Here is a 24,138-nt window from a genome sequence, read left to right as displayed (position 1 = left end):
CGTGGTAACGGTGCGGCGCACCGTGCGGAGGCGTGACGACGGGACGGGCCGACGGCCGGCGCGGACGTGGGGCACCGAGCATCGGCAACGATGGGCCGGTGTGGATTCCTGGGCGGCTGCTTCCCCGGTGAGCTGCGGTCGGCCCGCCAACTCGTCCCGCACGAGGGAGAGTTAGCCCACAGCCTCGCCAACGTCGCACATCAGGCAGGGACTTCAGACCCGAGATCCATCGCGGTGATGTTGATCAGGCCGTGGAGGAACTTGGCCGCCCGGAGAGAACTGTTCCCTCACGCAATCTTGACGACGACCTTGCCGGCCTTCGCGCGCCCGTTCTCGGCGTACTCCAGCGCCTCTCGGGTCGACTCGAACGGGAAGACCGTGTCGACGACGGGGTGGATCTTGCCGGCGTCGATCAGGCGGGTGAGCTCGCGCAACTGGTCCCCGCTGGCCTTCATGAACAGGAACGAGTACGTCACCTGACGGCGTCGGGCGCGGCGTCGGATCCGGAAACTCAGCGCGGACATCACCAGTCGGATGACCGGATTCGCCCCAAGCTCACGGGCGACAGCGGCGTCGGGAGGGCCCGCGACACTGATGAGATTTCCGCCGGGCTTGAGCACGTCCAGGGACTTCTTGAGCGTCTCGCCGCCGATCGAGTCCAGGACGACGTCGTAATCGTGCAGCACCGTCTCGAACGCCTGCTTCTTGTAGTCGACGACGATGTCCGCGCCCAGACGCTTCACCAGCTCGACGTTGGCCGTGCTCGCGGTGGTGGCCACATGCGCCCCCAACTGCTTCGCCAGCTGGATGGCGATGGTGCCCAGGCCGCCGGAGCCCCCATGGATGAGCACCTTCTGGCCCGGCTGAATGTGCGCTCGTTCGACCAGCACCTGCCACGCGGTCAGGGCGACCAGGGGGAGGGACGCGGCCTCCTCCATGGTCAGCATGGCCGGCTTGGTCGCCACGTCGTCCTGGTGCACCGCGATGAGTTCGGCGAACGTGCCGATGCGGTCCTTGTCGGGCCGCGCGTATACCTCGTCGCCCACCGCGAACCGCGTGACGGCCGCGCCCACCTCGACCACCACCCCAGCCAGGTCGTTGCCCAGGACGAAAGGAACCCGGTACGGCAGGATCGCCTTGAATTCCCCGTCCAGGGTCTTGAGATCGAGCGGGTTGACGCTCGCTGCGTAGATCTGGATCAGGACGTCGTCCGCGCCCACCTGGGGGTCCGGCGCCTCGCCGGCCCGCAGGCCGGCCTTGTTGCCGTAGCGCTCGACCAGGAATGCCCTCATCGTTCTCTCCGTATCTTGCCCGCAAGCGGACGGGGTGCTGTTTTCCTCGGCGGTGAGGGCGCGTGAGGCGCGCTGGATGCGGTGCCCGACGTTCACCTCGGTCGGCAGGGCTTCGGGGGTGGCCTGCCTTGCGTCACGGATGCCGTCGGCGGCCGGTGTGGTCGGCGTAGGTCCCGAACCCAATGAAATTACGATCGTAATACTAAGGGGCCGGTCGATGGATGGCAAGTAGACCCTCGGCTCCGGGGCGCGTCGTGCCTACGGCGGGCCCAGGGCATCGACGAGAAGTGTCCGCCGGTCGGGCTGGTGTGAGGTCGAGCGGTGTCCCGGCAGGGCTGACGGGCGTCCTGTGGCATGGGCGGGCGCGTGGTGTGTGGCGAAGGCCGTTCCCCCGGCCGTGGCGGTGCGCCGGTTCATCACCGCGTTCGCGGAGCGGTAGGTGCGGTGGCGCTCAGTGTGTGGGGGACAGGGCGCCGCGGAAGGTGCGCCGGTAGGTGAGCGGTGAGACGCCGATGGCGGCATGCAGGTGTTCACGTAGCGATGTGCCGCCGGCGAAGCCGACTTGGCCGGCGATCTCGTCCACCGGCAGGTCGGTGGTTTCCAAGAGGTGTCGTGCCCGGTCGACGCGCTGCTGGATCAGCCAGCGTCCCGGGCTCATGCCCACCTCTTCGGTGAAGCGGCGGGCGAAGGTGCGCAGGCTCATGTGGGAGTGCTCGGCGAGGTCCGTGAGCGTCATGGGCTCGTGGAGGTTCTCCAGGGCCCACTGGCGGGCGGTGGCCGTTCCGCTGGCCGTGGCCTCGGGCACCGGGTGCTGGATGTACTGCGCCTGTCCTCCGTCGCGCCACGGGGGCACGACGCACATGCGGGCCACCTGGTTGGCGACTTCACTGCCGTGGTCCTTGCGGATGATGTGCAGGCAGACGTCGAGCCCGGAGGCGGCACCGGCCGAGGTCAGCACATCTCCGTCGTCGATGAAGAGGACGTCGGGGTCCAGTGCGACCTGAGGGAAGCATGCGCGGAAGAGGTCGGCGACGACCCAGTGGGTGGTGGCCGGCCTGCCGTCGAGGAGGCCGGCTGCGGCGAGGACGAAGGCGCCGGTGCAGATTGATACGAGGCGGGTGCCTGGGGTCACGGAGGCGATCGCCTGGACCACGGCTTGCGGTACTTCCTTCGTGACGGCGGTGGTGACGAAGGGCGGGATGACGACGGTGTCGGCGGTGCGCAGCGCCTCCGGGCCGTGCTCGACGGTGATCGAGAAGTCGGAGTTGGTGCGTACCGGGCGGCCGTCGACGCTGCAGGTGAGAACCTCGTAGCGGCCGTCCGCCGCCTCGAAGACCCGGCTGGGAATGCCCAGTTCGAAGGGGTACACACCGTCCACGGCCAGAACGACGACTCGGTGCATGGATGCCATGGCGTGATCCCGTCGAAAGTTGGAATTCATGCCATGCTATCGGACGGTGACGGCAACACGCTGGACGTATCACGCGCAGCCCATCGTGTCTCTGGGCGGTGTCAGTACGGCGAATGCGAGGCCCGCTCCCACGGCATCCGCTCAAGCTCAGGAGTCGAGGAACCCCAGCGCCCTTGCGACGAAATCCTCGTGGTGCTGGAAGATTGCCCCGTGGCCGGAATCGGGGTAGAGGGGGACAAGTGCGCTCATGGGCAGACGAGCGGCCAGGTCGAGTGTGTTCTGGCTGGGCACCATCCGGTCGTTGTCACCGTTTGCCACGAGGACGGGTTGGCGCACGGCCGACAGGTTTGACGGTGACTGGCGGCCCCACCGCTTGACGGCCTTCAATTGGGCACGGAGCGACGGCGGTGAGATGTCCTTGTCGCGGTTGTCCGTGCGCTCCTTCAGTCGTCGCAGGAAGGCTCGTCCTGCCCTTCGGCCGCCTGCGGTGTCGGTGAAGAAGAGGGAGAGCTTCGGGTCCTGGCGGGTCAGGGCGCCCTTGATCGTGGCCTGGATGGCAAGAGCCGGAACCTTGTCGATGCCATGGCCGCCGGCGGGGCCCGTGCCCGCGAGGACGACCTTGCGGACGAGGCGCGGTTCTTCTTCCGCGACGACCTGCGCGATGAAGCCGCCCATCGACAGACCGAACAGATCGACCTGGTCGAAGCCAAGGGCGCGGATGAACCGCACCGCGTCGTGGGCCATCCCTTCGATCGTGTCCGGCGTGGAGCCGCCCGACCCGCCCACCCCGCGGTTCCCGAAGGTGATCACCCGACGTCGTGCGGCGAGTCCGTCGACGACGCGCGGATCCCAGTTGTCCAGGTTTCCGGCCAGGTGGATCAGGAGGATCAGCGGCACGCCGTCATCGGGGCCGAGCTGCCGATAGACGAAGTCCACGCCGTCAACGGACACGGAGCGGGTTGGCGCGTTCTCGTACGACGATCGGGAGGGGGACGGGGAATTTCGCGGTGCGCTCATGTCCAGGTCTTTCTCGGAGGTGGGTGTCGGGGCGTTCTCGTTGCTGGAGGACCAGAGGGAAGCGGGTTCGTCGCGGCATCCGACGACGACCTTGCCGGCCTTCGCGTGCCCTTCTGCTTCGATATGGCTGTCGACAGAGGGGCAGCGGCCCCGGTGACGAGCGCGCCGTCAGGCACGCTGGGGAAGTGCCCGACGCTCGCCTCGGGGGTAGCGCTTTCGGAGTGGCCTTGCCTCGCGTCATCGATGCCGGTGTGACCGGCACCAGGCTCCCGCGAATTAAATTACGTTCATCATCCTAAGCGGCCGGCCGGTGGGCCGCAAGGGGATCCTTCCTCTGGTGCGCGCCATGTTTCGTGGTGGGCACGGCGCCGGTCGGCGGCGCGAGCACTTCGACCACGTCTCGCCTCAACTCGCAGGCGGCGGCCCCGTGCTCTGCCCCGGTGTCGGCCGCGCCTGCCCCTCCGGTGCGCTCCATCTGTGGCGCGCCACAGGCTTCCTCCCGTCGCGTTGTGAGGTGCGCCGCAGTCGACGCGGTGACGTGCGGGGAGGCTTGATGCCTCTCGTGCGCAGTCGGGTCGACTGGCAGACGATGGCACCTATTGCTGAGTTCTAAAAGTAAACTCAAGCTCGGTTAGAATCGCCCCCATGGATACGTGGACCGAAGTTCTCCAGGACACCGGCATGGACCCCCGACTCGACCGGGACACATCCAACTGCTCGATCGCGCGGACCCTGGAGATCGTGGGCGAGAAGTGGACGATCCTCATCCTGCGTGAGGTGTGGTACGGCTCGTCCCGGTTCAGTGACTTCGAACGTGTCCTGGGTTGTCCTCGTAACCTTCTGGCGACGCGGCTGCGGATGCTCGTGGAGGAAGGGATCCTGGCGACCGAGACGTACAAGGAGCCCGGTTCGCGGAGTCGGCCGAAGTATGTGATCACCTCCAAGGGCATGGATCTGGTGCCCGCCGTGATGGGGCTGCTGCAGTGGGGTGACCGTTACCGCGCGGACCCGGAAGGGCCGGCGGTACTGGCGCGACACCGCGAGTGCGGCGCGCACGTCGACGTCCGGATTCGCTGCGAACGAGGCCACCCGGTACAGGCAAAGGACATCGAGAGCGTCCCCGGCCCGGCCTTTCGTATGAGGTCGCCCGAGTGAGCTGAGGACTCCTCCGTCAGCTTTCCGTAATCCGGCCGCTCTGTCGTGTACGCGCCTGATGGAGGCGGACCTTCGTGCGGTTTCCGCAGCGGGACATGGAGCACCAGCGACGGTTGCGGGCCGGGGAGCGGTCCAGGAAGCGCAGTGCGCAGCGGTCCGCTCCGCAGACGCGTACGCGCCGGATCTCGGCGGACAGAAGCAGGTCGACGGCGTCCTGGGCGATGAGCGCCAGCGCGAGTGTGGGGTCAGCGGCGAGGGTCGTGGTGCCGGCGGGCTCCAGGCGGTCGTGGGTGATGGCGAGTTGCAGGGCGGGTCTGGGGGCCGCAGCTGCCGATCGGTTGAGCAGCGTCACGTCGCCGGATGTGGGCAGTCCGCCGTCGGCGACTGCCAGTACGGCCCGGTCGACGGTCTCGCGCAGCTGTCGGGCGGACATGAGAACGGCTGCCGTGGCGGAATCGGTGGTCCCCGGTGCGAGCAGAAGGGCCTCCCGGAGCCAGCCCATCAGGTCGTCCGGTCCCCGGAGTGTCTCCTCCGGAGTGGTTCTCCACCGGCTTCGGAGGGTGTTGGCGAAGTCCAGGCAGACCCGTCCGCCATCCCAGATCCACATGTCGTCCGTTGCCACGTCTCCATTCTGCCCGTTAGCTTAACCGTCTAAGACGGTTAGCTCGTGTCAGGAAGGCTCATCCATGGGACAGCCGACAGTGACGACCGGAGTGACGCAGGTGGACGGGGTCCGCCTGCACTACGTCCGAGCCGGGTCCGGACCTCTGCTTGTCCTCCTCCACGGCTGGCCGCAGACCTGCGACTGCTGGCGGCCGGTACTGGCGGATCTCGCCGCCGACCACACCGTTGTGGCGCCGGACCTGCGCGGATACGGCCTGAGCGACAAGCCCACCACTGGTTACGACAAGCGGCGTATGGCCGCCGACATGGCAGGTCTCGTCGAGGCGCTCGGCTTCGAGCGGGCCACGGTCGTGGGCCACGACCGTGGCGCTCGCGTGGGGCACCGCTGGGCGTTGGACCGCCCGGACCAGGTGGAGCGGCTGGCCGTGCTCGACATCGTTCCCACCCGGGAGATGTTCCGCCGCTTGGACGCCTCGCTCGCCTCCGGGTACTGGCACTGGCTGTTCCACATGCAGCCCGATCTTCCCGAGCGCTTGGTGGGGCACGACATCCGCGGGTATCTCGAGTACTTCTTCGAGCGGTGGACCTACAACCGCCACGGACTCACAGCCGACGCGGTCGACGGCTACGTCCGCGCGTTCTCCCGCCCGGGCGCCCTGCGTGCGAGCCTCGACGACTACCGCGCCATGGAGGAGGACACCGCGCTCGACGACATCGACGCCGCCGAAGGCCGCCGCCTCACCATGCCGCTGCTGGCGCTGTGGGGTTCCGCGGGGCTTCCTGCCCGCCTGCCGACACTGGAGATCTGGCGTGGCTACGCGGACGACGTGACCGGTGCCGAGATCCCGGAGTGCGGCCACTTCATCCCGGAGGAGCAACCGGAGGCGCTGTTGGCGCATCTGAAGCCCTTCCTGGCCGGTCGGACGAGCCGGTGAGCTCTCCACGGTGACGGAGGCGGTGCCCTCAGCCGTCGAGCCTCGGCCCAAGGGGCGCGCTGTCCGAGGGGCCCTCGACCACGGTGTGATTGTGACGATCCCGCACGGCGAACGACCCTGGATGGCACGACAGGCTGAGGGGCGGCCCCGCCGTAACCGGCTGGGCCGCCCCTCGGTCCGGGCTTCAGGTCGCGACCGCCGGCGGGCGACGGCATGGGTGCGACAGCGAGCACCGGCATCCACCGGGCTCGGTGCGGATTCCTGGCCGGTCGGCTCTCAGGGGAGCTGCGGGTAAAGCGCTGAAACGCCTCCTGCCAGCGCGGCCTGCGCCTGGCGGGCGGCGTTGTCCGCGAGGATCTCGTAGGCGCCGGCGGCGATGCCGTCGATGGCGATCCGCGCGATGTCGGCGGGGTCGGACTTGGCCGCGTCGACGGCCCGGACCATGTCGGTGTCCATGTAGCCGACGTGCAGGCCGGCCACGCGGATGCCCTGGTCGGCGAGTTGGAGGCGCAGGGCGTTGGTGAGCGACCACTGCGCGGACTTGGCGGCGCAGTAGGCGCCGAATTCCGGGAAGCTGACCCAGGACAGGCCGGACAGGATGTTCAGGATCGTCCCGCCGCCGTTGGCCGCGATCTGGGGTGCGAAGGCGCGGGCCACCGAGAGGGTGCCGAAGTAGTGGGTGTCCATCTCCAGGCGGACGTCGTCCAGGTCGGCGGCCAGCAGGTCGGCGCCGGTGGATGACCCCGCGTTGTTGACCAGGATCGTCACGTCGCCGGTGGCCTCTGCAGCGGCCGCGACGGAGGCGGGGTCGGTGATGTCGAGCGCGATCGGCCTGACGCCCGGCAGGTCGACCTGGTCGGGGTTGCGGGCGCCGGCGTAGACGGTGGCGCCACGGCCGAGCAGTTCGGCGGCGAGCGCCCGGCCGAAGCCCCGATTGGCTCCGGTGACAAGGGCGTTGCTGGTGGAGAGGTCCATGGAGGTTCCTGGTGAAGTGGGGTGTTGAGCTGAGGTTATTAAAGTACGAACGTAATCCTAACAGAGGGATCGGTGCGCGCAAGCGCTGCCCGACTCGCCACCCTTGGGCCGGGCCATCGAGCTGGTCCGCGACATCGAGGACGAGGCGGCACGGTAGCGACAGGCCATGGCGGCCGAGGCGGCCGAAGCGGGTCGCCATGCGCCGACGTCGGCCGCCGGACTCCGGTTCACGTCGACCGGGCGCTGATGCCGTCGGCCGCCACATCCAGGCACCCGTGCTGCGCTCGGCGAACGTGCGGGCGTTCCGGCCGCGGTGGTCCGAGCGGCTTACGGGATCGCAGCGCGAGCCGACCCCGATGGCCGTTCCCTGGTGATCGCAGTCGCCCGCGACGGCCAAGGCCGGCCCCGGACCGCGACGGCCCTCACCGGACCCGATCCGTACGAGAGGACGGGATCCCCTCCTGGCGTGGGGCGCCGCCCACGCGGCACGGCCGGATGCCGTCCGCGAGCCCGGTGCGCACGGCCCGGTCCCCGCCTTCGGCCTCGATACCCTCAGGCTCGGTGGCGCCGAGGCCGGAGTACACGAAGTCGACGGGGCGTCGGCCCGCCGTCGATGATGGCTGAGCGGGCATAGATCACGGCGCCGGGGCGCTGAAGCGGATGTCCGGGGAACCGTTGCCGACGTGGTGAACCATATGGCCTCCCTCGTTCTCCACCGGCTTCCCTGCGGCGGGCGGTGGCGGATGCCGCCGCTGTCGAGTTGATGAACAGGTTGTTCGATCGGGAGAAGGCCGGCCCCTCGCGGGAGCCGGCCGCCCCCAGTGGAAAGGAAGCCGTCCATGGACGAGCAGGGTGAGCGCTTCGACGTCGTCGTACTCGGCGCGGGACCCGGCGGATACGTAGCCGCCATCCGGGCCGCCCAGTTGGGCAAGCGCGTCGCGGTCGTCGAGGAGAAGTACTGGGGCGGAGTCTGCCTGAACGTGGGCTGTATCCCCACCAAGGCCCTGCTGCGCAACGCCGAGCTCGCGCACATCTTCACGCGCGAGGCGAAGACCTTCGGCATCAAGGTCGAGGGTGAGGTCTCCTTCGACTACGGGGAGGCCTTCCGCCGCAGCCGGAAGGTCGCGGACGGCCGGGTCAAGGGCGTCCACTACCTGATGAAGAAGAACAAGATCACGGAAATCAGCGGTCGCGGCACGTTCCTCGACCCGCACACGCTCCAGGTGGCCGACTACGACGGCAACACCCGCACCATCGGCTTCGACCACTGCGTCATCGCCGCCGGGGCGAGCCCCAAGCTGCTGCCCGGCACCCGCCGTACGTCGCGCGTGGTGACGTTCGAGGAGCAGATCCTCGCCGAGGACCTGCCGCAGTCGATCGTGATCGCCGGTGCCGGGGCCATCGGCGTCGAGTTCGCCTACGTGCTGCACAACTACGGCGTGAAGGTCACCGTCGTCGAGTTCCTGGACCGGATCGCCCCGCTGGAGGACGCCGAGGTGTCCGCCGAACTGGCCAAGCAGTACCGGAGGTTGGGCATCGACGTGCTCACCTCGACCCGCGTCGAGTCCATCGACGAGTCCGGCCCGCAGGTCCGTGTCACGGTCACCGGCAAGGACGGCGCCCAGCAGGTCCTGGAGGCCGACAAGGTCCTGCAGGCGATCGGCTTCGCGCCGAACGTCACCGGTTACGGCCTGGAGAAGACCGGCGTGCGCGTCACCGAGCGCGGCGCGATCGACGTCGACGGCCGCTGCCGCACCTCCGTCCCGCACATCTACGCCATCGGCGACGTCACCGCGAAGCTGATGCTCGCGCATGCCGCCGAGGCGATGGGCGTGGTCGCCGCCGAGACGATCGCGGACGCGGAGACCATGGAGCTCGACTACGTGATGATCCCGCGCGCCACCTTCTGCCAGCCGCAGATCGCCAGCTTCGGCTACACCGAGGCGCAGGCGAGGGAGAAGGGTTTCGACGTCCAGGTGGCGAAGTTCCCGTTCACCGCGAACGCCAAGGCCCACGGCCTGGGCGACGCGAGCGGCTTCGTGAAGCTGATCAGCGACGCCAAGTACGGCGAGCTCCTCGGCGGCCACCTCATCGGCCCCGACGTCACCGAACTCCTCCCCGAACTGACCCTGGCCCAGCAGTGGGACCTCACGGTCCACGAGGTCGCCCGAAACGTCCATGCCCACCCCACCCTGGGCGAGGCGGTCAAGGAAGCCGTCCACGGCCTCGCAGGCCACATGATCAACATGTAGCAGGGCGCTCGGCGCAGCGGCAACAGGGCCCGTTGGTGCTCGGATCGGTTACGCGACCTCGAGCTGCCAAGGGGCCCTGATCCCTTGTTCGGGGGGAGATCCGAGGCAGAGGTGGTTCTCGGGAGTGTTCGAGAGGCTCACCGGGCTGAATGACGGTGAACCGGTGGTTTCGCGCGGTTGAACTTCGCGGCTGAGGCGAAGTTGGGGCGATGACAGCGGAACCCCGTGTGGCGGCCGGACAGGTCTTCTTGGCCGAAGCATGCCAGTCGCCCCGAGGAGTCACCCCCTGATGCCGAGCATCACGTCCGCCGAGATACGTACCGTCCCGGCGAGCGGCAGATCCGCACCGCCCCAAGGCCACGCCCTGCGGCTCGACATCCAGGGGCTGCGTGCGGTGGCCGTCGGGCTGGTGGTGCTCTCACACGCCGGCGTGTCCCAGGTCAGCGGCGGTTACATCGGTGTCGACGTCTTCTTCGTGATTTCCGGCTTCCTCATCACGTCGCTGCTGCTGCGCGAACTCGCCACCACCGGCTGGGGGTCGGTCCCTTCCTTCTACGCCCGCCGGGCACTGCGGCTGCTTCCCGCGTCGTCCCTGGTCCTCGCCGTCACGCTGGGCGGGGCGTGGCTCTTCCTGTCGAAGGCGCGGCTCGCCGAGTACGCGGGCGACGCCCTCGCCGGCGCGCTGTACGCGCTCAACTTCCGGCTGGCGGCGGCCGGTACGGACTACCTCGCCCAGAACAGCCCGCCGTCGCCGTTCCAGCACTTCTGGTCGCTCGCCGTGGAGGAGCAGTTCTACCTGGTGTGGCCGCTGCTCCTGCTGCTCACCTGGCGGGTCGCCCGCGGCCGGCGCCGACTGGTCGCGGTGCCGCTCGCAGTACTGTGCCTGGGGTCGTTCGCGGCGGGCGTTCTCATGACGAACTCCTCGGCGCCCTGGGCGTACTTCGGCTCCCTCACCCGGGCCTGGGAACTGGGCGCCGGTGCGCTCCTGGCACTCGCCACCGGCCGGCTGGAACGACTGCCCGCCGCCCTCGCGGCCCCGCTGACCTGGCTCGGCCTGGCCTGCGTCACGCTGGCAGCGGTCTGGTACGACGACGAGACGCCCTTTCCCGGCTACCACGCCCTCCTGCCGGTCGTCGGCACCGCGCTCGTGCTGGCCGGCGGCTGCGCGCCCACCCCGCACGGCGCGGGCCGGCTGCTGGGGTGGCGGCCACTGGTGTGGCTCGGCGGACTCTCGTACGGCTGGTACCTGTGGCACTGGCCGCTGCTGGTCATAGCCCCGGCGGCGCTGGGCCGCGCCGACGGCACCGCCGAAGTGCCACTCGCGCTCGGGCTGTCCGCGGCGGCGCTGGGCCTGGCGTGGCTGACTTTCCGTCTCGTCGAGAACCCGGTCCGCTTCCACCGGGCCTTCCGCGGGCGCTCCCGCCGTGCTCTGGCCCTCGGGGCCGCGCTGTCCGCGGGCGTCTCGGCGCTGTCCCTGACGGCGACGGCGGTCCCGTCGACGATCGAGGTGGGCGACCCCGCGCCCGCGCTGGCGCAGGCTCTCTCCCGCACACCGGCCTCGCAGGCACGTCTCACCGAACTCCTGACGTCGTCTCCCACCGCCCTGCCGAGCAACCTCGCCCCGCCCCTGCCGAAGGTGAAGTCCTCCCGCTCCGCGGTCTACCGGGACGGCTGCCACGTCGACTACGCCGCCACCCGCACCCGGCCCTGCGTCTACGGCGACCGGTCATCCTCCCGTACGGTCGTCCTCTTCGGCGACTCCCACGCGGCCCAGTGGTTCCCGGCCCTGCAACGGCTCGCGACCGCACGCGGCTGGAAGCTGGTCTCGTTGACGAAGGCCTCCTGCAAGGTCGCCGACGTGACCATCATCAGCGGCCACAAGCCGTACACCGCCTGCGACACCTGGCGCTCCGACGCCATGGCAAGGATCAGGACCCTGCGCCCCGCCCTGGTCGTCGTCTCCTCCTCGGACGCCGGCGACCCGGCCCGCCCCGCCGCCGACCCCCTCCACCAGTGGACCACCGGCTTCGAGAACACCTTCCGCGACCTGGGCACCTCAGGCGCCCGGGTCGCCGCCCTGCTCGACACCCCGTGGCCCAAGGGGGACCCGATCGACTGCGCTGCCAGGAACTCCCTGCAACTACGCGCCTGCGCGAACCACTTGCCGGGCGCGACCCGCGACGCGACCCGCCGTGCGGCCATCCGCACCGCCGCATCCACAACGGCCGCCACAGTCATCGACCCCACCCCCTGGCTCTGCGCCCCCCGCACCGGCATCTGCCCCGTAGTCGTCGCCGACACCGCCGTCTACCGCGACGACAGCCACCTCTCAGAGGCGTACGCCGAGGCGCTTGCCCCGGTTCTGGCGCCGCAGCTGGATCGCCTCGTGGGTGCGCCCTGACCACATTCGCACCGGCGGTGTTGCGCCCGCCGTCCGGCACCCGACAGGCACCCGGTGCACCGAGTGGGGTGCGGTCGGTCATGCGCCGGGGTGGGCGTAGCCGGTCTGGTAGGCGATCACGACGAGTTGGGCGCGGTCGCGGACGCCGAGTTTGGTCATGATGCGGTTCACGTGGGTCTTGGCGGTCGAGGGCGAGATGTGGAGCTGTTCGGCGATGGCGTCGTTGGAGAGGCCGGCGGCCACGAGGACGAGCACTTGGCGCTCGCGTTCGGTCAGGGTCGTCAGCGCCGGGGCCGGAGTGCTCGTCCTGTCGGGGGACGAGAGGTAGTGGGCGATGAGTGCCTTGGTCGCCCTGGGTGACAGCAGCGCCTCTCCACGGGCGACCAGCCGGATGGCGTCGAGGAGGTCGGAGAGCTCCACGCCCTTTCCGAGGAACCCGCTGGCCCCGGCACGCAGCGCCTCGAAGACGTACTCGTCGGCTTCGAAGGTCGTCAGGATCAGCACCCGTACGCCCGCGAGGTCTTCGTCCGCCGAGATGGCGCGCGTGGCGGCGAGGCCGTCCATGTTGGGCATCCGGATGTCCATCAGCACGACGTCGGCACGGGTGCTGCGGGCCAGTCCGACCGCTTCTTCGCCCGTCGCGGCCTCTCCGACGACCTCCAGGTCCGGATCCGACTCGATGATCATGCGGAAGCTGGTGCGGACGAGGGTCTGGTCGTCGGCGAGCAGAACGCGGATGGTCATCCCTGTCTCCCCTTGACGGCGGTCGCGCGCGGGGCGGTTCCGGACCGATCCGACGTGCGGGTGTCGGTCGGTGGTCCGGCTGCGGGCAGCGGTAGATGCACGGCGAGGCGAAAACGACCGTCGGCGTCCGATCCGGCATGGAGGCTGCCGCCGACCGCGTGGGTGCGCTCGCGCATGCCCGTCAGCCCGTGTCCGGTGCCCATCGCGGCCGGCGCCGGGTACGGGTCGGAGTGTAGGGGGTTGGTGATCCGTATGCGCAGTTCGTCGTGCCCGTAGTCGACGAGCAGGTCCGCCTCGGCGGTCGCGCCGTGCTTGTGTGCGTTGGTCAGGCCCTCCTGGATGACGCGGTAGGCGGCCAGGTCGATGGCGGTCGGCAGGGGGCGGGGGCGGCCGACCTGCTGATGGCGGACGCTCAGCCCGGCGGCGGTCAGCGATTCGAGGAGCCCTCCGAGGCGGGACAGGCCGGGCACGGGCTCGGTCGGCTGCGTCTCGTCCGTCTCGTCGCCGGACTGTCGTAGTACGTGCAGTAGCGGGCCCAGTTCGTCCAGGACCGTGCGGCCGGCGTCACGGATGTGACCGAGTGCCACCTCGGCCTGATCCGGCCGGCCGCGCAGGAAGTGACCGGCGACCCCTGCCTGAATGGTGATCAGGGCGATGTGGTGGGCGATCACGTCGTGGAGTTCCCGCGCGATGCGCAGCCGCTCTTCGGCGACCCGGCGGCGGGCCTCTGCTTCCTTGCTAGCCTCCGCCCGCAGCGCTCGCTCCTCCATCGCGGCGACGTAGTCGTGCCAGGTGCGTACGGTGCCTCCGACGGCGGCGAACATCCCGGTCCAGGCGAACGCGGCGCCACCCTCCGGGCCGGCGGCCGACTCCGACGCATAGGTGATGACGGCGTACAGGGCGAGGGCCGTGGCCGAGACGGCGACCAAGGCGATCCGCCGGCGGACCGTTCGGGCCACGGTGTAGACCGCGATCAACACGGCGACCTTCAGCACCCGCGACGGATACGACGCGAGGACGGTGAAGGCCACCTCCCCGAGCACTGCCAGCGCCAGGACGGGCAGCGGTGCCCGGCGGCGGGCCAGTAGAAGCAGGAACGCGGCCACCGCGGCGACGGCGTCAGCGCCCGACGGTCGTACGCCGTCGGGCCACCGTCCGACCAGCAGGGGCAGCAGGCCGGTACCGCCCACGAGCGTGGCGAGGGCGGCATCCAGCAGGCGCGGGTGAGCGCCGGTCACCCGTCGCAGTGACGCCGGTCCGATCACGGCTTCACCGATCCTCAATACAGATGCTCGGTTTCGGACAGATGTGCCCGCCCATCCTCACGCCTGAAGGCGTACGAGCGGGTTGGTGGGTGTGCCCGCGTCAACCGGGGTCACGCGTCGCGTCGCTTGAGCAGGACGGCTGCGCCGGCCAGAAGCACGACGATGTAACCGGCGAACACCACGAGCCCGGACCCGGGTGACAGCGAGTCACCTGCCGTCCGTACCGTCATGACCGCGTTCGCCGCGTTCGACGGCAGATACGGGCCGATGGCGTCGTTCCAACTGCTCGGCAGCAGCTGGATCAGGCCGGGCACCACGAACAGCGCGCCCACCACGAGGGTGATCGCACCGGCGGTGTTGCGCAGCAGGACGCCGACCGCCAGGCCGATCAGCCCGGCACCGGTGAGGTAGACCGCCGCGCCGACAAGCGCCCGGAACACCCCTGGATCGGACAGCGCGGTGGTGTCCAGACCGCGCGAGGACAGGACCGACTGACCGGCCAGGAAAGCCCCGAGAACCGCGACGAACATGAGCACGAAGCTCACCACGGCGAAGACGACCACCTTGCCCCACAGCACCGGCAGGCGTGACGGGACCGCGGCCAGCGTGGCGCGGATGGACCCGGTGGCGTACTCGCCGGCACTCATCAGGACCCCGAGCACCGCGACGGCCAGCGCGGCGAGCGTCACCCCGCCCAGGCTGATCGAGGTCGGGTCACCGAAATCGTCCTGCCCGGGACCGTCTCCCGAGCCGACCACACCGCTGAACAGCAGTCCGAGGCCGACGACCAGGGCCACGGTGATCGCCAGCGTGTAGAGCGTCGAGCGCAGCGATCGCAGTTTGATCCATTCCATGTGGACGACCCGCGGAAAGGTCACCCGCTGACCGCCCGTATGCCGACCGGCGGTCCCGGTCGTCTGCCGCGTCTCCTGTGTGTCGAGGGCGGTGGTGCTCATCGGTTCGTCCTTCCGGCGGTGGCGAACTCGGCGGTGGTGGCGTGGTACTCGACGGCGTCGCGGGTCAGTTCCATGAAGGCCTCCTCCAGCGACGCCTCCTGGACGAACAGCTCGTGCAGCACCAGCCCGGCGGCCGCCGCGCGTTCGCCGATCTCGGCGGCCTCCAGCCCCTGGACGTCCAGCACGCCGGGCCGGCTGCTGGTGACCGAGACGCCGTCGCCCACCAGCAGGTCACGCAGGGTCGCGGCCTGCGGTGACTGCACCCGTACGCTCCGGCCGGCGGACTGGGCGATGAAGTCGGCGAGTGGCCCCGCGGACAGCAGCCGGCCGCGCCCGATCACGATGAGGTCCTCGGCGATCAACGCCATCTCGGTCATCAGGTGGGAGGAGACGAAGACGGTCCGCCCCTGGTCCGCGAGGTCCTTCAGGAGGTTGCGGATCCACAGCACGCCTTCGGGGTCGAGTCCGTTGACCGGCTCGTCCAGCATGACGATCTTCGGGTCGCCGAGCAGTGCGGAGGCGATGCCCAGCCGCTGCCCCATGCCCAGCGAGAAGCCGCCCGCCCGCTTGCGGGCCACCTCCGTCAGACCGACCATGTCGATCACTTCCAGCACCCGCTGCTTGCCGATGCCGTTGCTCGCCGCCAGCGCGAGCAGGTGCTGATATGCCGAGCGTCCGGGGTGGATCGCCTTCGCCTCCAGCAGCGCCCCGATCTCCTGCAGTGGGGCCTTGTGCTGCTCGTAGGGGCGGCCGTTGACGCGGACGGTTCCGGACGACGGCCGGTCCAGGCCCATGACCATCCGCATCGTCGTCGACTTGCCCGCCCCGTTCGGTCCGAGAAATCCCGTCACCACTCCCGGACGCACGGTGAAGCTCAACGCGTCGACCGCGAGCTTGTCCCCGTACCTCTTGCTGAGGTTGTTCACCTCGATCACAATCCACCTCCGGGTCGTTTTAGGCCTCTAGGTTCTTGCAAGGCGGTCGGCTTTTGCGTCGCCCCACGGCGGTCACTGCCTGTACCACGACCGCAGTACGCCGAGGCCGGCGGCAGCGACCTTGGGGTGACGCTCGTGGTCGCCCGCCGTGATCGGACAAGGTTGACCATCGACTCGTCGTCGTACCGGGGGCGCAGCCGCTCGGCTGTGGACCGTGTCCGCGTGGCCAGGTCGGCGGCCTGCCGGTGAAGAGCGCGGACCGGCGGCCGGGAAGCGCAGTCGGCCGGGCTCCCGCCGCATAGCGGGGATCGTGGCACCAGCCGCGTACTCCAGCTCTGGCTCCGGGGTCAGATCAACTATCGCGGTGCGCGGAGGTGCCTGTCGCCGTTCTCAAGAATGATCTTCACGCCCGATATGTTCTTCCAGGGTTGCGGGCAACGAGTACAACGCACCGACTTGAACAGGGAGTTGAGAGTGGCGCACGACATTGCCGCGCTGGCGGAGGAACTCACGGCCATGGCTGCGGCCGATCACCAGTCCTCAGTCCACGCGAAGAGCGATGATCCCGCCGAACAGCTGGCATGGCGCCGGCTGACCGCACGGCACGGTGACCGACTCGGTGAGATCATGAATGAGTACGGCTGGCCGACGGTGGAAATCGTCGGCGAGGCGGCCGCGCGTGCGGCATGGCTGATCGCCCAGCACGCCGACCGGCAGCGCGACGTCCAGCGACGCGCCCTCCAGCTGATGCAGCGGGCGGTGTCGGCAGGCTCGGCCAGCTCGCGTGAGCTGGCCTTTCTGCGCGACCGCACACTGGTCAACGAGGGCTGCAAGCAGATCTACGGCACTCAGATCGCCGGGGTGAAGGACGGGGCACCGGTGCCGTGGCCCTGCGAAGAGCCCCACCGCATGGACGAACTCCGCGCGGAAGTCGGCATCGAGCCCTTCGACGAGTACGTTGCCAGGTTCGCGATGGCCTGACGGCCCTCTCCCCGAAGAGGCGTTCTCCGGTCCCGGAGCCATCCGGGAGGAGGCCGCGATCCCGGAGGAAGCGATCCGTCAGCGCATGGCCGGGCCGGGGGCCGTTCTCGTGAACGACTGCAGCGCCGCGGCTCCGTCGACAGACAGGAGACGCGCCCCCCCTTTCGAGCGAATGATCCGGCGGCGCCCTGGGAAAGGTACGAGGGTGACGCCGTGGTGGGGGATACGCGGTTGCACACAGCCGGGGGAGGGAGAAGCGTCTTTCGCCGTGCAGGGCAGGATGGTCATGAATCTGTACCGATGGGCAAAGAATCCTCGGCGGACAGCTCTCCATACTGCTGAAGCCGGTTGGCAAAGGGGCAGGTCAGCGTGACGCTCTGGAGGCACCTGGCGACTGTGGGCACACCTGACGGCGTGGATGCCCCCAGCGGCCCCGTCGTAGGTGACTCCGTCATAGGTGACCCCGGTCTGTTCGGACCGGCATCCGTGACGTGGCAGGCCCATGGCGACCCCGTGATGTGGATCGCCGGTATCCGCGCGCTGTACCTCCAGGCCCTGCACCCACGGGCGGTGCGCGGCGTCATGCAGAACTCCGACTTCCACAAGGGCGCCTGGGGCCGGCTGATACGGACGGCGAACTTCGTCGGCACGACGACGTACGGCACCACGGAGGCCGCCGAGAAGGCGGGCGCCCGCGTCCGCAAGATCCACAGCATGCTCTCGGCGGCCGACCCGGACACGGGGGAGCGATACGGCGTCGACGAACCCGAGCTGCTGCTGTGGGTGCACTGCGCCGAGATCGACTCCTATCTGCACGTCCTGCGCCGCTCCGGCTACCCCCTCACCGAGGCCGCCGCCGACCGGTACATCGGCGAACACCGGGTCAGTGCCCGTCTGGTGGGCCTCGACCCGGCCGACGTCCCTGGAGATCAGAGGGAGTTGGCGGCGTACTTCGAGAAGGTGCGGCCCGAGTTGGCGGCCGGGCCCGAGGCGCGGGAGGTGGACGACTTCCTGCGTCGGCCGCCCGCCCACCCGTTGCTCGTACCAGCACGCGAAGCACTGTGGCGGCGCGTGGCGAACCTGGCGTACGCCTCCCTGCCACCGTACGCCCACGAGTTGTACGGCAGACCGGGCCCCGCACCGGCCGTGGTCACCCGTCGCCTACGGCTCACCGGCACCCTCCTGCGCTGTGTTCCCGCACGTCTGCGCTGGCAACTCCCGCCCAAGCACATACTGCGCGCCATGTCACGGCTCGGCCCCGGCTCGCGCCCGGCACCGTACAAAGTCGGGAGATAGGTCGCCATACTGGACGGGCCAGGGGAGGGCGGGTCCGTACGGATACGGGGGCGATCGTTGACGATGGCGGACACCAGGCTGATCCAGGGCCGGTACCGGCTGCTCGATCTGATCGGGCGCGGGGGGATGGGCGAGGTCTGGCGTGCGAGAGACGAGTCGCTGGGCCGGCAGGTCGCGGTCAAGTGCCTGAAGCCCATCAACACCCAGCCCGACCAGTCCTTCACCCGTGTTCTGCGGGAACGCTTCCGGCGCGAGGCGCGCGTCGCGGCTGCCCTCCAGCACCGGGGGGTGACCGTCGTGCACGACTTCGGCGAGTCCGACGGAGTGCTGTTCCTCGTCATGGAGCTGTTGGAGGGCCGCAACCTCAGCCAGCTCCTGGAGGACAACAAACACCATCCGCTGCCTGTCCCCGACATCGTCGAGATCGCCGACCAGGTCGCCGCCGCCCTCGCCTACACCCATCAGCAGGGCATCGTGCACCGCGACCTGAAGCCCGCGAACATCATGCTGCTCACCGACGGCACGGTGAAGATCTGCGACTTCGGCATAGCGCGCCTCGGCCGCGACGTCACCTTCACCTCCCGGCTCACCGGCACCGGCATCGCGATGGGCACTCCGCACTACATGTCGCCGGAACAGATCAGCGGCGACCAGGTCGACCAGCGCAGCGACCTGTACTCCTTCGGCTGCGTGCTCTACGAGATCGCCACCGGGGTACCGCCGTTCGACCTCGACGACGCCTGGGCGGTCCTCATGGGCCACCGCGACACCGCGCCCCGCCCGCCGCGCAGCCACCGCGAGGAGGTGCCCGAGTACCTTGACCGGATCATCCTGGACCTCCTGGCCAAGGAACCCGGCGAACGGCCGCACGACGCACGCGAGTTGGGTCGCAGGGTCGGCGAAGGGCGTATGGCCAGCGCCCCGGCACCGGCCCCCGTCCATGTGCCGACCGTGGTCTCGCCTCCCGTGGCGCGCGAAGCCGCCCCCGGCATGCCCAGGCCTCGAACCCGCCCCGAGCAGCCTCCCTCGCGCGAACCCCGGCTGCCCTCCTGGACCCGTGGCATGACCACCGGCCACAAGGCCACCGGAGCCGGACTGGGCCTCACCCCGCCGGACGCCTCCGCCGGGCTCACCGGGGAGTGGATCGCCCGCCCCGCGGCCGGCCGCGTCGAGGAACCCGTACGTCCCGAACGGCCCACCCCGTCACCGGAGTTGCTCACCACCCTCGCCGGGCGGCACAACGCGGGCCTGAGCCTGGGCCGCCTCGGCCGCTGGACGGAGGCCGGCGAAGTGCACCGCGCGGTCGCCGCCGAACGCGAGCACGCCCTCGGCCCCGACCACCCCGACACCCTGGCCAGCCGCTACGAGGTCGGCTTCACCCTCAGCCGCACCGGCCGCCCCGCCGACGCGCTGAGCGAGTTCGCCCATGTCGCCCGCGCCCGCGAGCACATGCTCGGCACCGAGCACCCCGACACCCTCGCCGCCCGGCAGGAAATGGCGTATGTGCTCGGCCAGTTGGGCCGCCACTTCGAGGCCCACCAGGCATACATGTCCGTCCTCGCCGCCCGCGAACGCATCGCGGGACCCGACCATCCCGACACCCTGCGCTGCCGCCACAACCTCGCCTTCAACCTCAGCAGGCTCGGCCGCCTGGAGGACTCGTACCGCATGGCGAGCGAAGTCGCCGACGCCCGCGCCCGCGTGCTCGGCGCGAACCACCCCGACACGCTCGTCACGCGCTGCGAAGTCGCGTACGCCCTCGGCCAGTTGGGCCGCTGGCCCGAGGCGCTGCAGACCTACCGGGAGGTCGCCGAGGCCCGCACCCAGGCCCTCGGTCCCGACCACCCCGACACCCTCGCCGCCCGCTACGAGGTCGGCATCAGCCTCGGCCGGCTCGGCCGCTCCACCGACGCGCTGACCCTCTACCGCGCCCTGGTCGAGGACCGCACCCGCGTCTCCGGTCCCGCCCACACCGAGACGCTCCGCGCCCGTCACGGCCTCGGCGTCAACCTCGGCCGGCTCAGCCGCTGGGAGGAGGCCCTCGCCGAGTCCCGCGAGGTGTGCGCCCTGCGCGAGCGTGTTCTCGGCCCGGACCACCCCGACACCCTCGTCAGCCGCCGCGAGGTCGCCGTCGGCCTCGGCTGGCTCGGCCGCTGGGCCGACGCCCTCACCGAGTACCGCCGCGTCGCCGACGCCCGCGAACGCGTCCTCGGCGCCGACCACCCCGACGCCCTCGCCAGCCGCAACGACGAGGCCCACTGCCTGGAACAGCTCGGCCGCGGCCAGGAGGCGGTGGAGCTGTACCGGAGAGTGGCGGCGCTACGGCAACAGCGGGCGACCGGCGGCCACTGAGGCCCCCGTCGCTCCGGCGCGGACCGAGTAGGCGTTGATCCACCTGACACGCACCCCTGGCCGACCTCGATCATCGCGTGTTACCAAGAGCCATGCCTGCCACCCCCGCACACGACGCACAGCCCGGACGCCCGGCCGGACCCCGGCCGCACGACTCGTACGACGCCGTGATCGTCGGCGGCGGCCACAACGGCCTGGTCGCCGCCGCCTACCTCGCCCGCGCCGGGCGCTCCGTGCTCGTGCTGGAACGGCTGGACCACACCGGCGGCGCCGCCGTGTCCACGCGGCCCTTCGCCGGGATCGACGCCCGGCTGTCGCGGTACTCCTACCTGGTCAGCCTGCTGCCCAAGAAGATCGTGCGGGACCTCGACCTCGACTTCCGCGTCCGTGGCCGCACGATCTCCTCGTACACCCCCGTCGAACGCGACGGCGACCCCACCGGGCTCCTGGTCGGCGGCGGCGAACGCCGCACCCGCGAGGCATTCGCACGGCTGACGGGTTCGGGCCGCGAGTACGAGGCCTGGCAGCGCTTCTACGGGATGACGGGCCGTGTCGCCGAGCGGGTGTTCCCGACGCTTGTCGAGCCCCTGCCCACCCGGGACGCACTGCGCCATCGGATCGACGACGAGGAGGCGTGGCGGATCCTCTTCGAGGAACCGATCGGCGCGGCCGTCGAGTCGACGTTCACCGACGACCTCGTCCGCGGTGTCGTCCTCACCGACGCGCTCATCGGCACCTTCGCGGACGCCCACGACCCCTCCCTCCGCCAGAACCGCTGCTTCCTCTACCACGTGATCGGCGGCGGCACGGGCGCCTGGGACGTGCCCGTCGGCGGCATGGGAGCCCTCACCGACGCGCTGGCCACGGCCGCGCGCGAAGCCGGCGCCGTGATCGCCACCGGGCACGAGGCACGGCGGATCGCGACGGACGGACGGTCCGCCGAGGTCACCTACCGGACGGCCGACACGGAGGGCACCGTCGCCGCACGGCACGTGCTCGTGAACGCCTCACCGCAGGAACTGGCCGCCCTGACCGGTGACGAACCGCCCGCCCCCGCCGAGGGCGCCCAGCTCAAGGTGAACATGCTGCTCAAGCGCCTCCCGAGGCTCCGCGACGAGTCCGTCGACCCGCGCGAGGCCTTCGCCGGGACCTTCCACATCGCCGAGGGGTACGGCCAACTGGCCGCCGCCTACGCACAGGCCGCGTCCGGCGCGCTTCCCGAGGCGCCGCCCTCCGAGATCTACTGCCACTCCCTCACCGACCCGACCATCCTCGGCCCGGACCTGGTCGACCAGGGATACCAGACGCTCACCCTGTTCGGTCTGCACACGCCCGCGCGGCTGTTCGAGGCCGACAACGACGCCGTACGCGAGGAACTCCTCAAGTCGACCCTCGCCCAGCTGGACGCCCACCTCGCCGAGCCCCTCGCCGACTGCCTGGCCACCGACGCCGACGGCCGCCCCTGCATCGAGGCCAGGACCCCCCTCGACCTCGAACGCGACCTCGGCCTCCCCGGCGGCAACATCTTCCACCGCGACCTCGCCTGGCCCCACGCACAGGAAGGCGTCGGCCGCTGGGGCGTCGAGACCCGCCACACCAACGTCCTGCTCTGCGGCGCGGGCGCGGTGCGCGGCGGCGGGGTGAGCGGAGTTCCCGGGCACAACGCGGCGATGGCGGTCCTGGAGGAGTACGGGACCGGCGCGCTGTCGTAGTCAGTGGACGTCCAGCGCCCCGGGCTGCCTTCCCTGTTCGGGTGGTGGGGCTTGCGTCGGTCGGCTGTGGTCAGGCTTCTGGGCTCCGTGCCGCAGGCTGGTCGCTGTTGCCGTGTGCCAGTGACGCGAGAATTTCCTTGCGGCAGACATCGAGGATTTCGTCCGCCAGCGGAGAACCGTCCGGGCATGCCCGCGACAACATGATCGCGCCGATCGAATGGGCGAGCATGTCGATCACCATGGTGCGGGCCGCGCGCTGGCCCGCATCCCCCGCCGTGTCGCTCTGGGCCTGAAGGGCCGTCAGCAGGCTCTCGATCCCGGCTGCGAACTCTGTTTTGATGTCCGCCGACTGACGTGCGGCGTCGCCGCTGAGGGCTGCGATGGTGCAGCCGTCACTGCGGCCGTCGCGATGCTCCCGGGAGACGTAGTTCTCGACGAACTCGGCGGGGTCCACACCTTCTGTCCGTGCCGCGGTCTGTGCGAGCCCGCTCGCGGACGCCTCGGCCATCAGGTCGGCCTTGGAGCGGAAGTGCTTGTAGAACCCGCCATGGGTGAACCCGGCGGCTGCCATCAGTTCTGCCACGCCGACGCCGTCATAGCCGCGCTCACGGAACAGCCTGGAGGCTGTCGCGACGATGTGCGCACGGTTGCGCTCCGCCTGTGCCTTGGTGACCCGCATGTCCAGCCGCCCCCTCTTCGGTCGACGTTCGACAGTTCAGCATACATAGATGTCGATCGACATCAAAGCGGTTGACTTTTTAGATGATGACCGTCATCGTATGGCTCATCCACCACAGAAGGGCCAGGCCATGAGTGACACGCACCTGACTGCACCGACTCGTTTCATCGAGGTCGACGGCGACCGATTCGCCTACCGACGCTGGGGCAAGCCCTCCGGCGTCCCGCTCTTCCTGGTCCAGCACTTCCGCGGGGGGATGGACAACTGGGACCCCCTGCTCACCGACGGCCTGGCCGAAGGCCGTGAGGTCATCCTGTTCAACGGGCGTGGCATCGCCTCGTCATCCGGCACGCCGCGTAACCGGATGGAGGACATGGCCGACGACATCGCCGCGGTCATCCAGGCGCTGGGGCTGGAGCAGGTCGATCTGCTCGGCTTCTCGATCGGCGGTTACCAGGTACAGGAGGTCACGCTGCGCCACCCCCAGCTGGTGCGCAAGCTCCTCCTGCTCGGCACCGGCCTGCGAGGCGGGGACCCGACGATGGACCCCAAGGTGCCTGAGGTCGCACTGAATCCGGTCCCCGGTCTGGAGGACTTCCTCTTCCTGTTCTTCGGCCGCTCGGAAGCCGCGCGCGAAGCGGGCCGGGCCTTCTGGGAGCGACGTCACCAGCGGGCCGACCAGGACACGCCGAGTTCGCCCGCAGTCGCACAGGCCCAGTTCGAAGCGACTATGGCCTACGGGGAACCGCTGCCGGGCGAGAACCCCTATGCCTACCTGAACGCGATCACCCAGCCGACGCTGGTCCTCAACGGCGAGAACGACGTGATGATCGCCTCGATCAACTCCTGGCACCTCGCCCAGAACATTCCCCAGGCTCAACTGCTGATCTACCCCGATGCCGGGCATGGAGCGCAGTTCCAGTACCCCGAGCGGTTCCTGAAGCACGCCATTCAGTTCCTCGACGAGTAACACCTGCGGGGCTTCGGTGTAGTCGCTGACGCCTGGTCCGTGGTGACGGCCGGCGCATCGGATCCCCGGAATGCGACAGGCGCACCTTCTCGGGCCATGGAGTCCGCTACGCCCCCCGTGGCCGAAACGGAAGACGGTCCGGCCGACGGATCGCCGCCGATTTCGCCGGTCGGCCGCGGCAGTGCC

Annotated in this window: 19 protein-coding genes; 9 read left to right on the top strand and 10 right to left on the bottom strand. The window is 70.1% G+C overall.

Features of this window, described 5'->3' with window-relative positions; all coding sequences use genetic code 11:
* Positions 1 to 287: 287 nt before the first annotated feature.
* From JIX55_RS04200 to JIX55_RS04190, 3 genes are all read right to left on the bottom strand, one after another.
* Positions 288 to 1,292 (bottom strand): NADP-dependent oxidoreductase, encoded by a 1,005-nt coding sequence (locus JIX55_RS04200; protein WP_257561861.1) that lies wholly within the window; start codon positions 1,290 to 1,292, stop codon positions 288 to 290.
* 451 nt (positions 1,293 to 1,743) lie between these two features.
* Positions 1,744 to 2,703, bottom strand: coding sequence for a GlxA family transcriptional regulator (locus JIX55_RS04195; protein WP_257561860.1), 960 nt, complete (start codon positions 2,701 to 2,703; stop codon positions 1,744 to 1,746).
* A gap of 147 nt (positions 2,704 to 2,850) precedes the next feature.
* Positions 2,851 to 3,639 carry an alpha/beta fold hydrolase gene (locus JIX55_RS04190; RefSeq protein ID WP_257561859.1) on the bottom strand — a complete coding sequence of 263 codons (789 nt, stop codon included), beginning with the start codon at positions 3,637 to 3,639 and terminating at the stop codon, positions 2,851 to 2,853.
* 762 nt (positions 3,640 to 4,401) lie between these two features.
* Here JIX55_RS04190 and JIX55_RS04185 point away from each other — a divergent pair.
* Positions 4,402 to 4,875, top strand: coding sequence for a winged helix-turn-helix transcriptional regulator (locus tag JIX55_RS04185; RefSeq protein ID WP_306820107.1), 474 nt, complete (start codon positions 4,402 to 4,404; stop codon positions 4,873 to 4,875).
* 16 nt (positions 4,876 to 4,891) lie between these two features.
* On the opposite strand, the gene JIX55_RS04180 is transcribed toward JIX55_RS04185, so the two are convergent.
* The gene (locus tag JIX55_RS04180; RefSeq protein ID WP_257561857.1) at positions 4,892 to 5,497 is read right to left on the bottom strand and encodes a CGNR zinc finger domain-containing protein; all 606 of its coding nucleotides are present in this window, start codon (positions 5,495 to 5,497) and stop codon (positions 4,892 to 4,894) included.
* 64 nt (positions 5,498 to 5,561) lie between these two features.
* On the opposite strand from JIX55_RS04180, the gene JIX55_RS04175 reads away from it, so the two are divergent.
* Complete coding sequence (locus JIX55_RS04175; protein WP_257561856.1) at positions 5,562 to 6,434, top strand: alpha/beta fold hydrolase; 873 nt, start codon at positions 5,562 to 5,564, stop codon at positions 6,432 to 6,434.
* Positions 6,435 to 6,710: 276 nt separating this feature from the next.
* On the opposite strand, the gene JIX55_RS04170 is transcribed toward JIX55_RS04175, so the two are convergent.
* Positions 6,711 to 7,409, bottom strand: a complete 699-nt coding sequence (locus tag JIX55_RS04170; protein WP_257561855.1) for an SDR family oxidoreductase — start codon at positions 7,407 to 7,409, stop codon at positions 6,711 to 6,713.
* Between the two features lie 839 nt (positions 7,410 to 8,248).
* Between JIX55_RS04170 and lpdA the strand changes: the two genes are divergently transcribed.
* Both lpdA and JIX55_RS04160 read left to right on the top strand, forming a co-directional pair.
* Complete coding sequence (gene lpdA / locus JIX55_RS04165) at positions 8,249 to 9,661, top strand: dihydrolipoyl dehydrogenase (protein WP_257561854.1); 1,413 nt, start codon at positions 8,249 to 8,251, stop codon at positions 9,659 to 9,661.
* Between the two features lie 289 nt (positions 9,662 to 9,950).
* On the top strand, positions 9,951 to 12,062 hold the full coding sequence (locus tag JIX55_RS04160; protein ID WP_257561853.1) for an acyltransferase family protein: 2,112 nt from the start codon (positions 9,951 to 9,953) through the stop codon (positions 12,060 to 12,062).
* Between the two features lie 78 nt (positions 12,063 to 12,140).
* On the opposite strand, the gene JIX55_RS04155 is transcribed toward JIX55_RS04160, so the two are convergent.
* The 4 genes from JIX55_RS04155 to JIX55_RS04140 all read right to left on the bottom strand — a co-directional run bounded on the left by JIX55_RS04155 (position 12,141) and on the right by JIX55_RS04140 (position 15,962).
* Positions 12,141 to 12,806 (bottom strand): response regulator, encoded by a 666-nt coding sequence (locus tag JIX55_RS04155; RefSeq protein WP_257561852.1) that lies wholly within the window; start codon positions 12,804 to 12,806, stop codon positions 12,141 to 12,143.
* On the bottom strand, positions 12,803 to 14,044 hold the full coding sequence (locus tag JIX55_RS04150) for a sensor histidine kinase (protein WP_257561851.1): 1,242 nt from the start codon (positions 14,042 to 14,044) through the stop codon (positions 12,803 to 12,805). Before JIX55_RS04150 ends, JIX55_RS04155 begins: the two co-directional genes overlap by 4 nt.
* A 137-nt stretch (positions 14,045 to 14,181) precedes the next feature.
* Positions 14,182 to 15,027, bottom strand: coding sequence for an ABC transporter permease (locus tag JIX55_RS04145; RefSeq protein WP_257561850.1), 846 nt, complete (start codon positions 15,025 to 15,027; stop codon positions 14,182 to 14,184).
* Complete coding sequence (locus JIX55_RS04140) at positions 15,024 to 15,962, bottom strand: ABC transporter ATP-binding protein (protein ID WP_257561849.1); 939 nt, start codon at positions 15,960 to 15,962, stop codon at positions 15,024 to 15,026. The genes JIX55_RS04145 and JIX55_RS04140 overlap by 4 nt, the downstream gene beginning before the upstream one ends.
* Positions 15,963 to 16,436: 474 nt before the next feature.
* Between JIX55_RS04140 and JIX55_RS04135 the strand changes: the two genes are divergently transcribed.
* The 4 genes from JIX55_RS04135 (at position 16,437) to JIX55_RS04120 (ending at position 22,303) form a co-directional block, all read left to right on the top strand.
* The gene (locus JIX55_RS04135) at positions 16,437 to 16,943 is read left to right on the top strand and encodes a DUF6624 domain-containing protein (protein ID WP_257569208.1); all 507 of its coding nucleotides are present in this window, start codon (positions 16,437 to 16,439) and stop codon (positions 16,941 to 16,943) included.
* A gap of 414 nt (positions 16,944 to 17,357) precedes the next feature.
* On the top strand, positions 17,358 to 18,239 hold the full coding sequence (locus JIX55_RS04130) for an oxygenase MpaB family protein (RefSeq protein ID WP_257561848.1): 882 nt from the start codon (positions 17,358 to 17,360) through the stop codon (positions 18,237 to 18,239).
* Positions 18,240 to 18,302: 63 nt separating this feature from the next.
* Entirely contained in the window at positions 18,303 to 20,591 is a 2,289-nt protein-coding gene (locus JIX55_RS04125; protein WP_257561847.1) for a serine/threonine-protein kinase, read from the top strand.
* Positions 20,592 to 20,683: 92 nt separating this feature from the next.
* The gene (locus tag JIX55_RS04120; RefSeq protein WP_257561846.1) at positions 20,684 to 22,303 is read left to right on the top strand and encodes a phytoene desaturase family protein; all 1,620 of its coding nucleotides are present in this window, start codon (positions 20,684 to 20,686) and stop codon (positions 22,301 to 22,303) included.
* A 70-nt stretch (positions 22,304 to 22,373) separates the two neighbouring features.
* Here the strand turns inward: JIX55_RS04120 and JIX55_RS04115 are convergent, their stop codons facing one another.
* On the bottom strand, positions 22,374 to 22,982 hold the full coding sequence (locus JIX55_RS04115) for a TetR/AcrR family transcriptional regulator (RefSeq protein ID WP_257561845.1): 609 nt from the start codon (positions 22,980 to 22,982) through the stop codon (positions 22,374 to 22,376).
* Between the two features lie 49 nt (positions 22,983 to 23,031).
* Here JIX55_RS04115 and JIX55_RS04110 point away from each other — a divergent pair, with 49 nt between their 5' ends.
* A complete protein-coding gene (locus tag JIX55_RS04110) occupies positions 23,032 to 23,952 on the top strand; it encodes an alpha/beta fold hydrolase (RefSeq protein ID WP_257561844.1) in 921 nt (306 codons plus the stop codon).
* Positions 23,953 to 24,138 lie beyond the last annotated feature (186 nt).

The sequence above is a fragment of the Streptomyces sp. DSM 40750 genome (assembly GCF_024612035.1).
Classification (GTDB): domain Bacteria; phylum Actinomycetota; class Actinomycetes; order Streptomycetales; family Streptomycetaceae; genus Streptomyces.
This window is presented reverse-complemented; position numbering and strand designations above follow the sequence as displayed.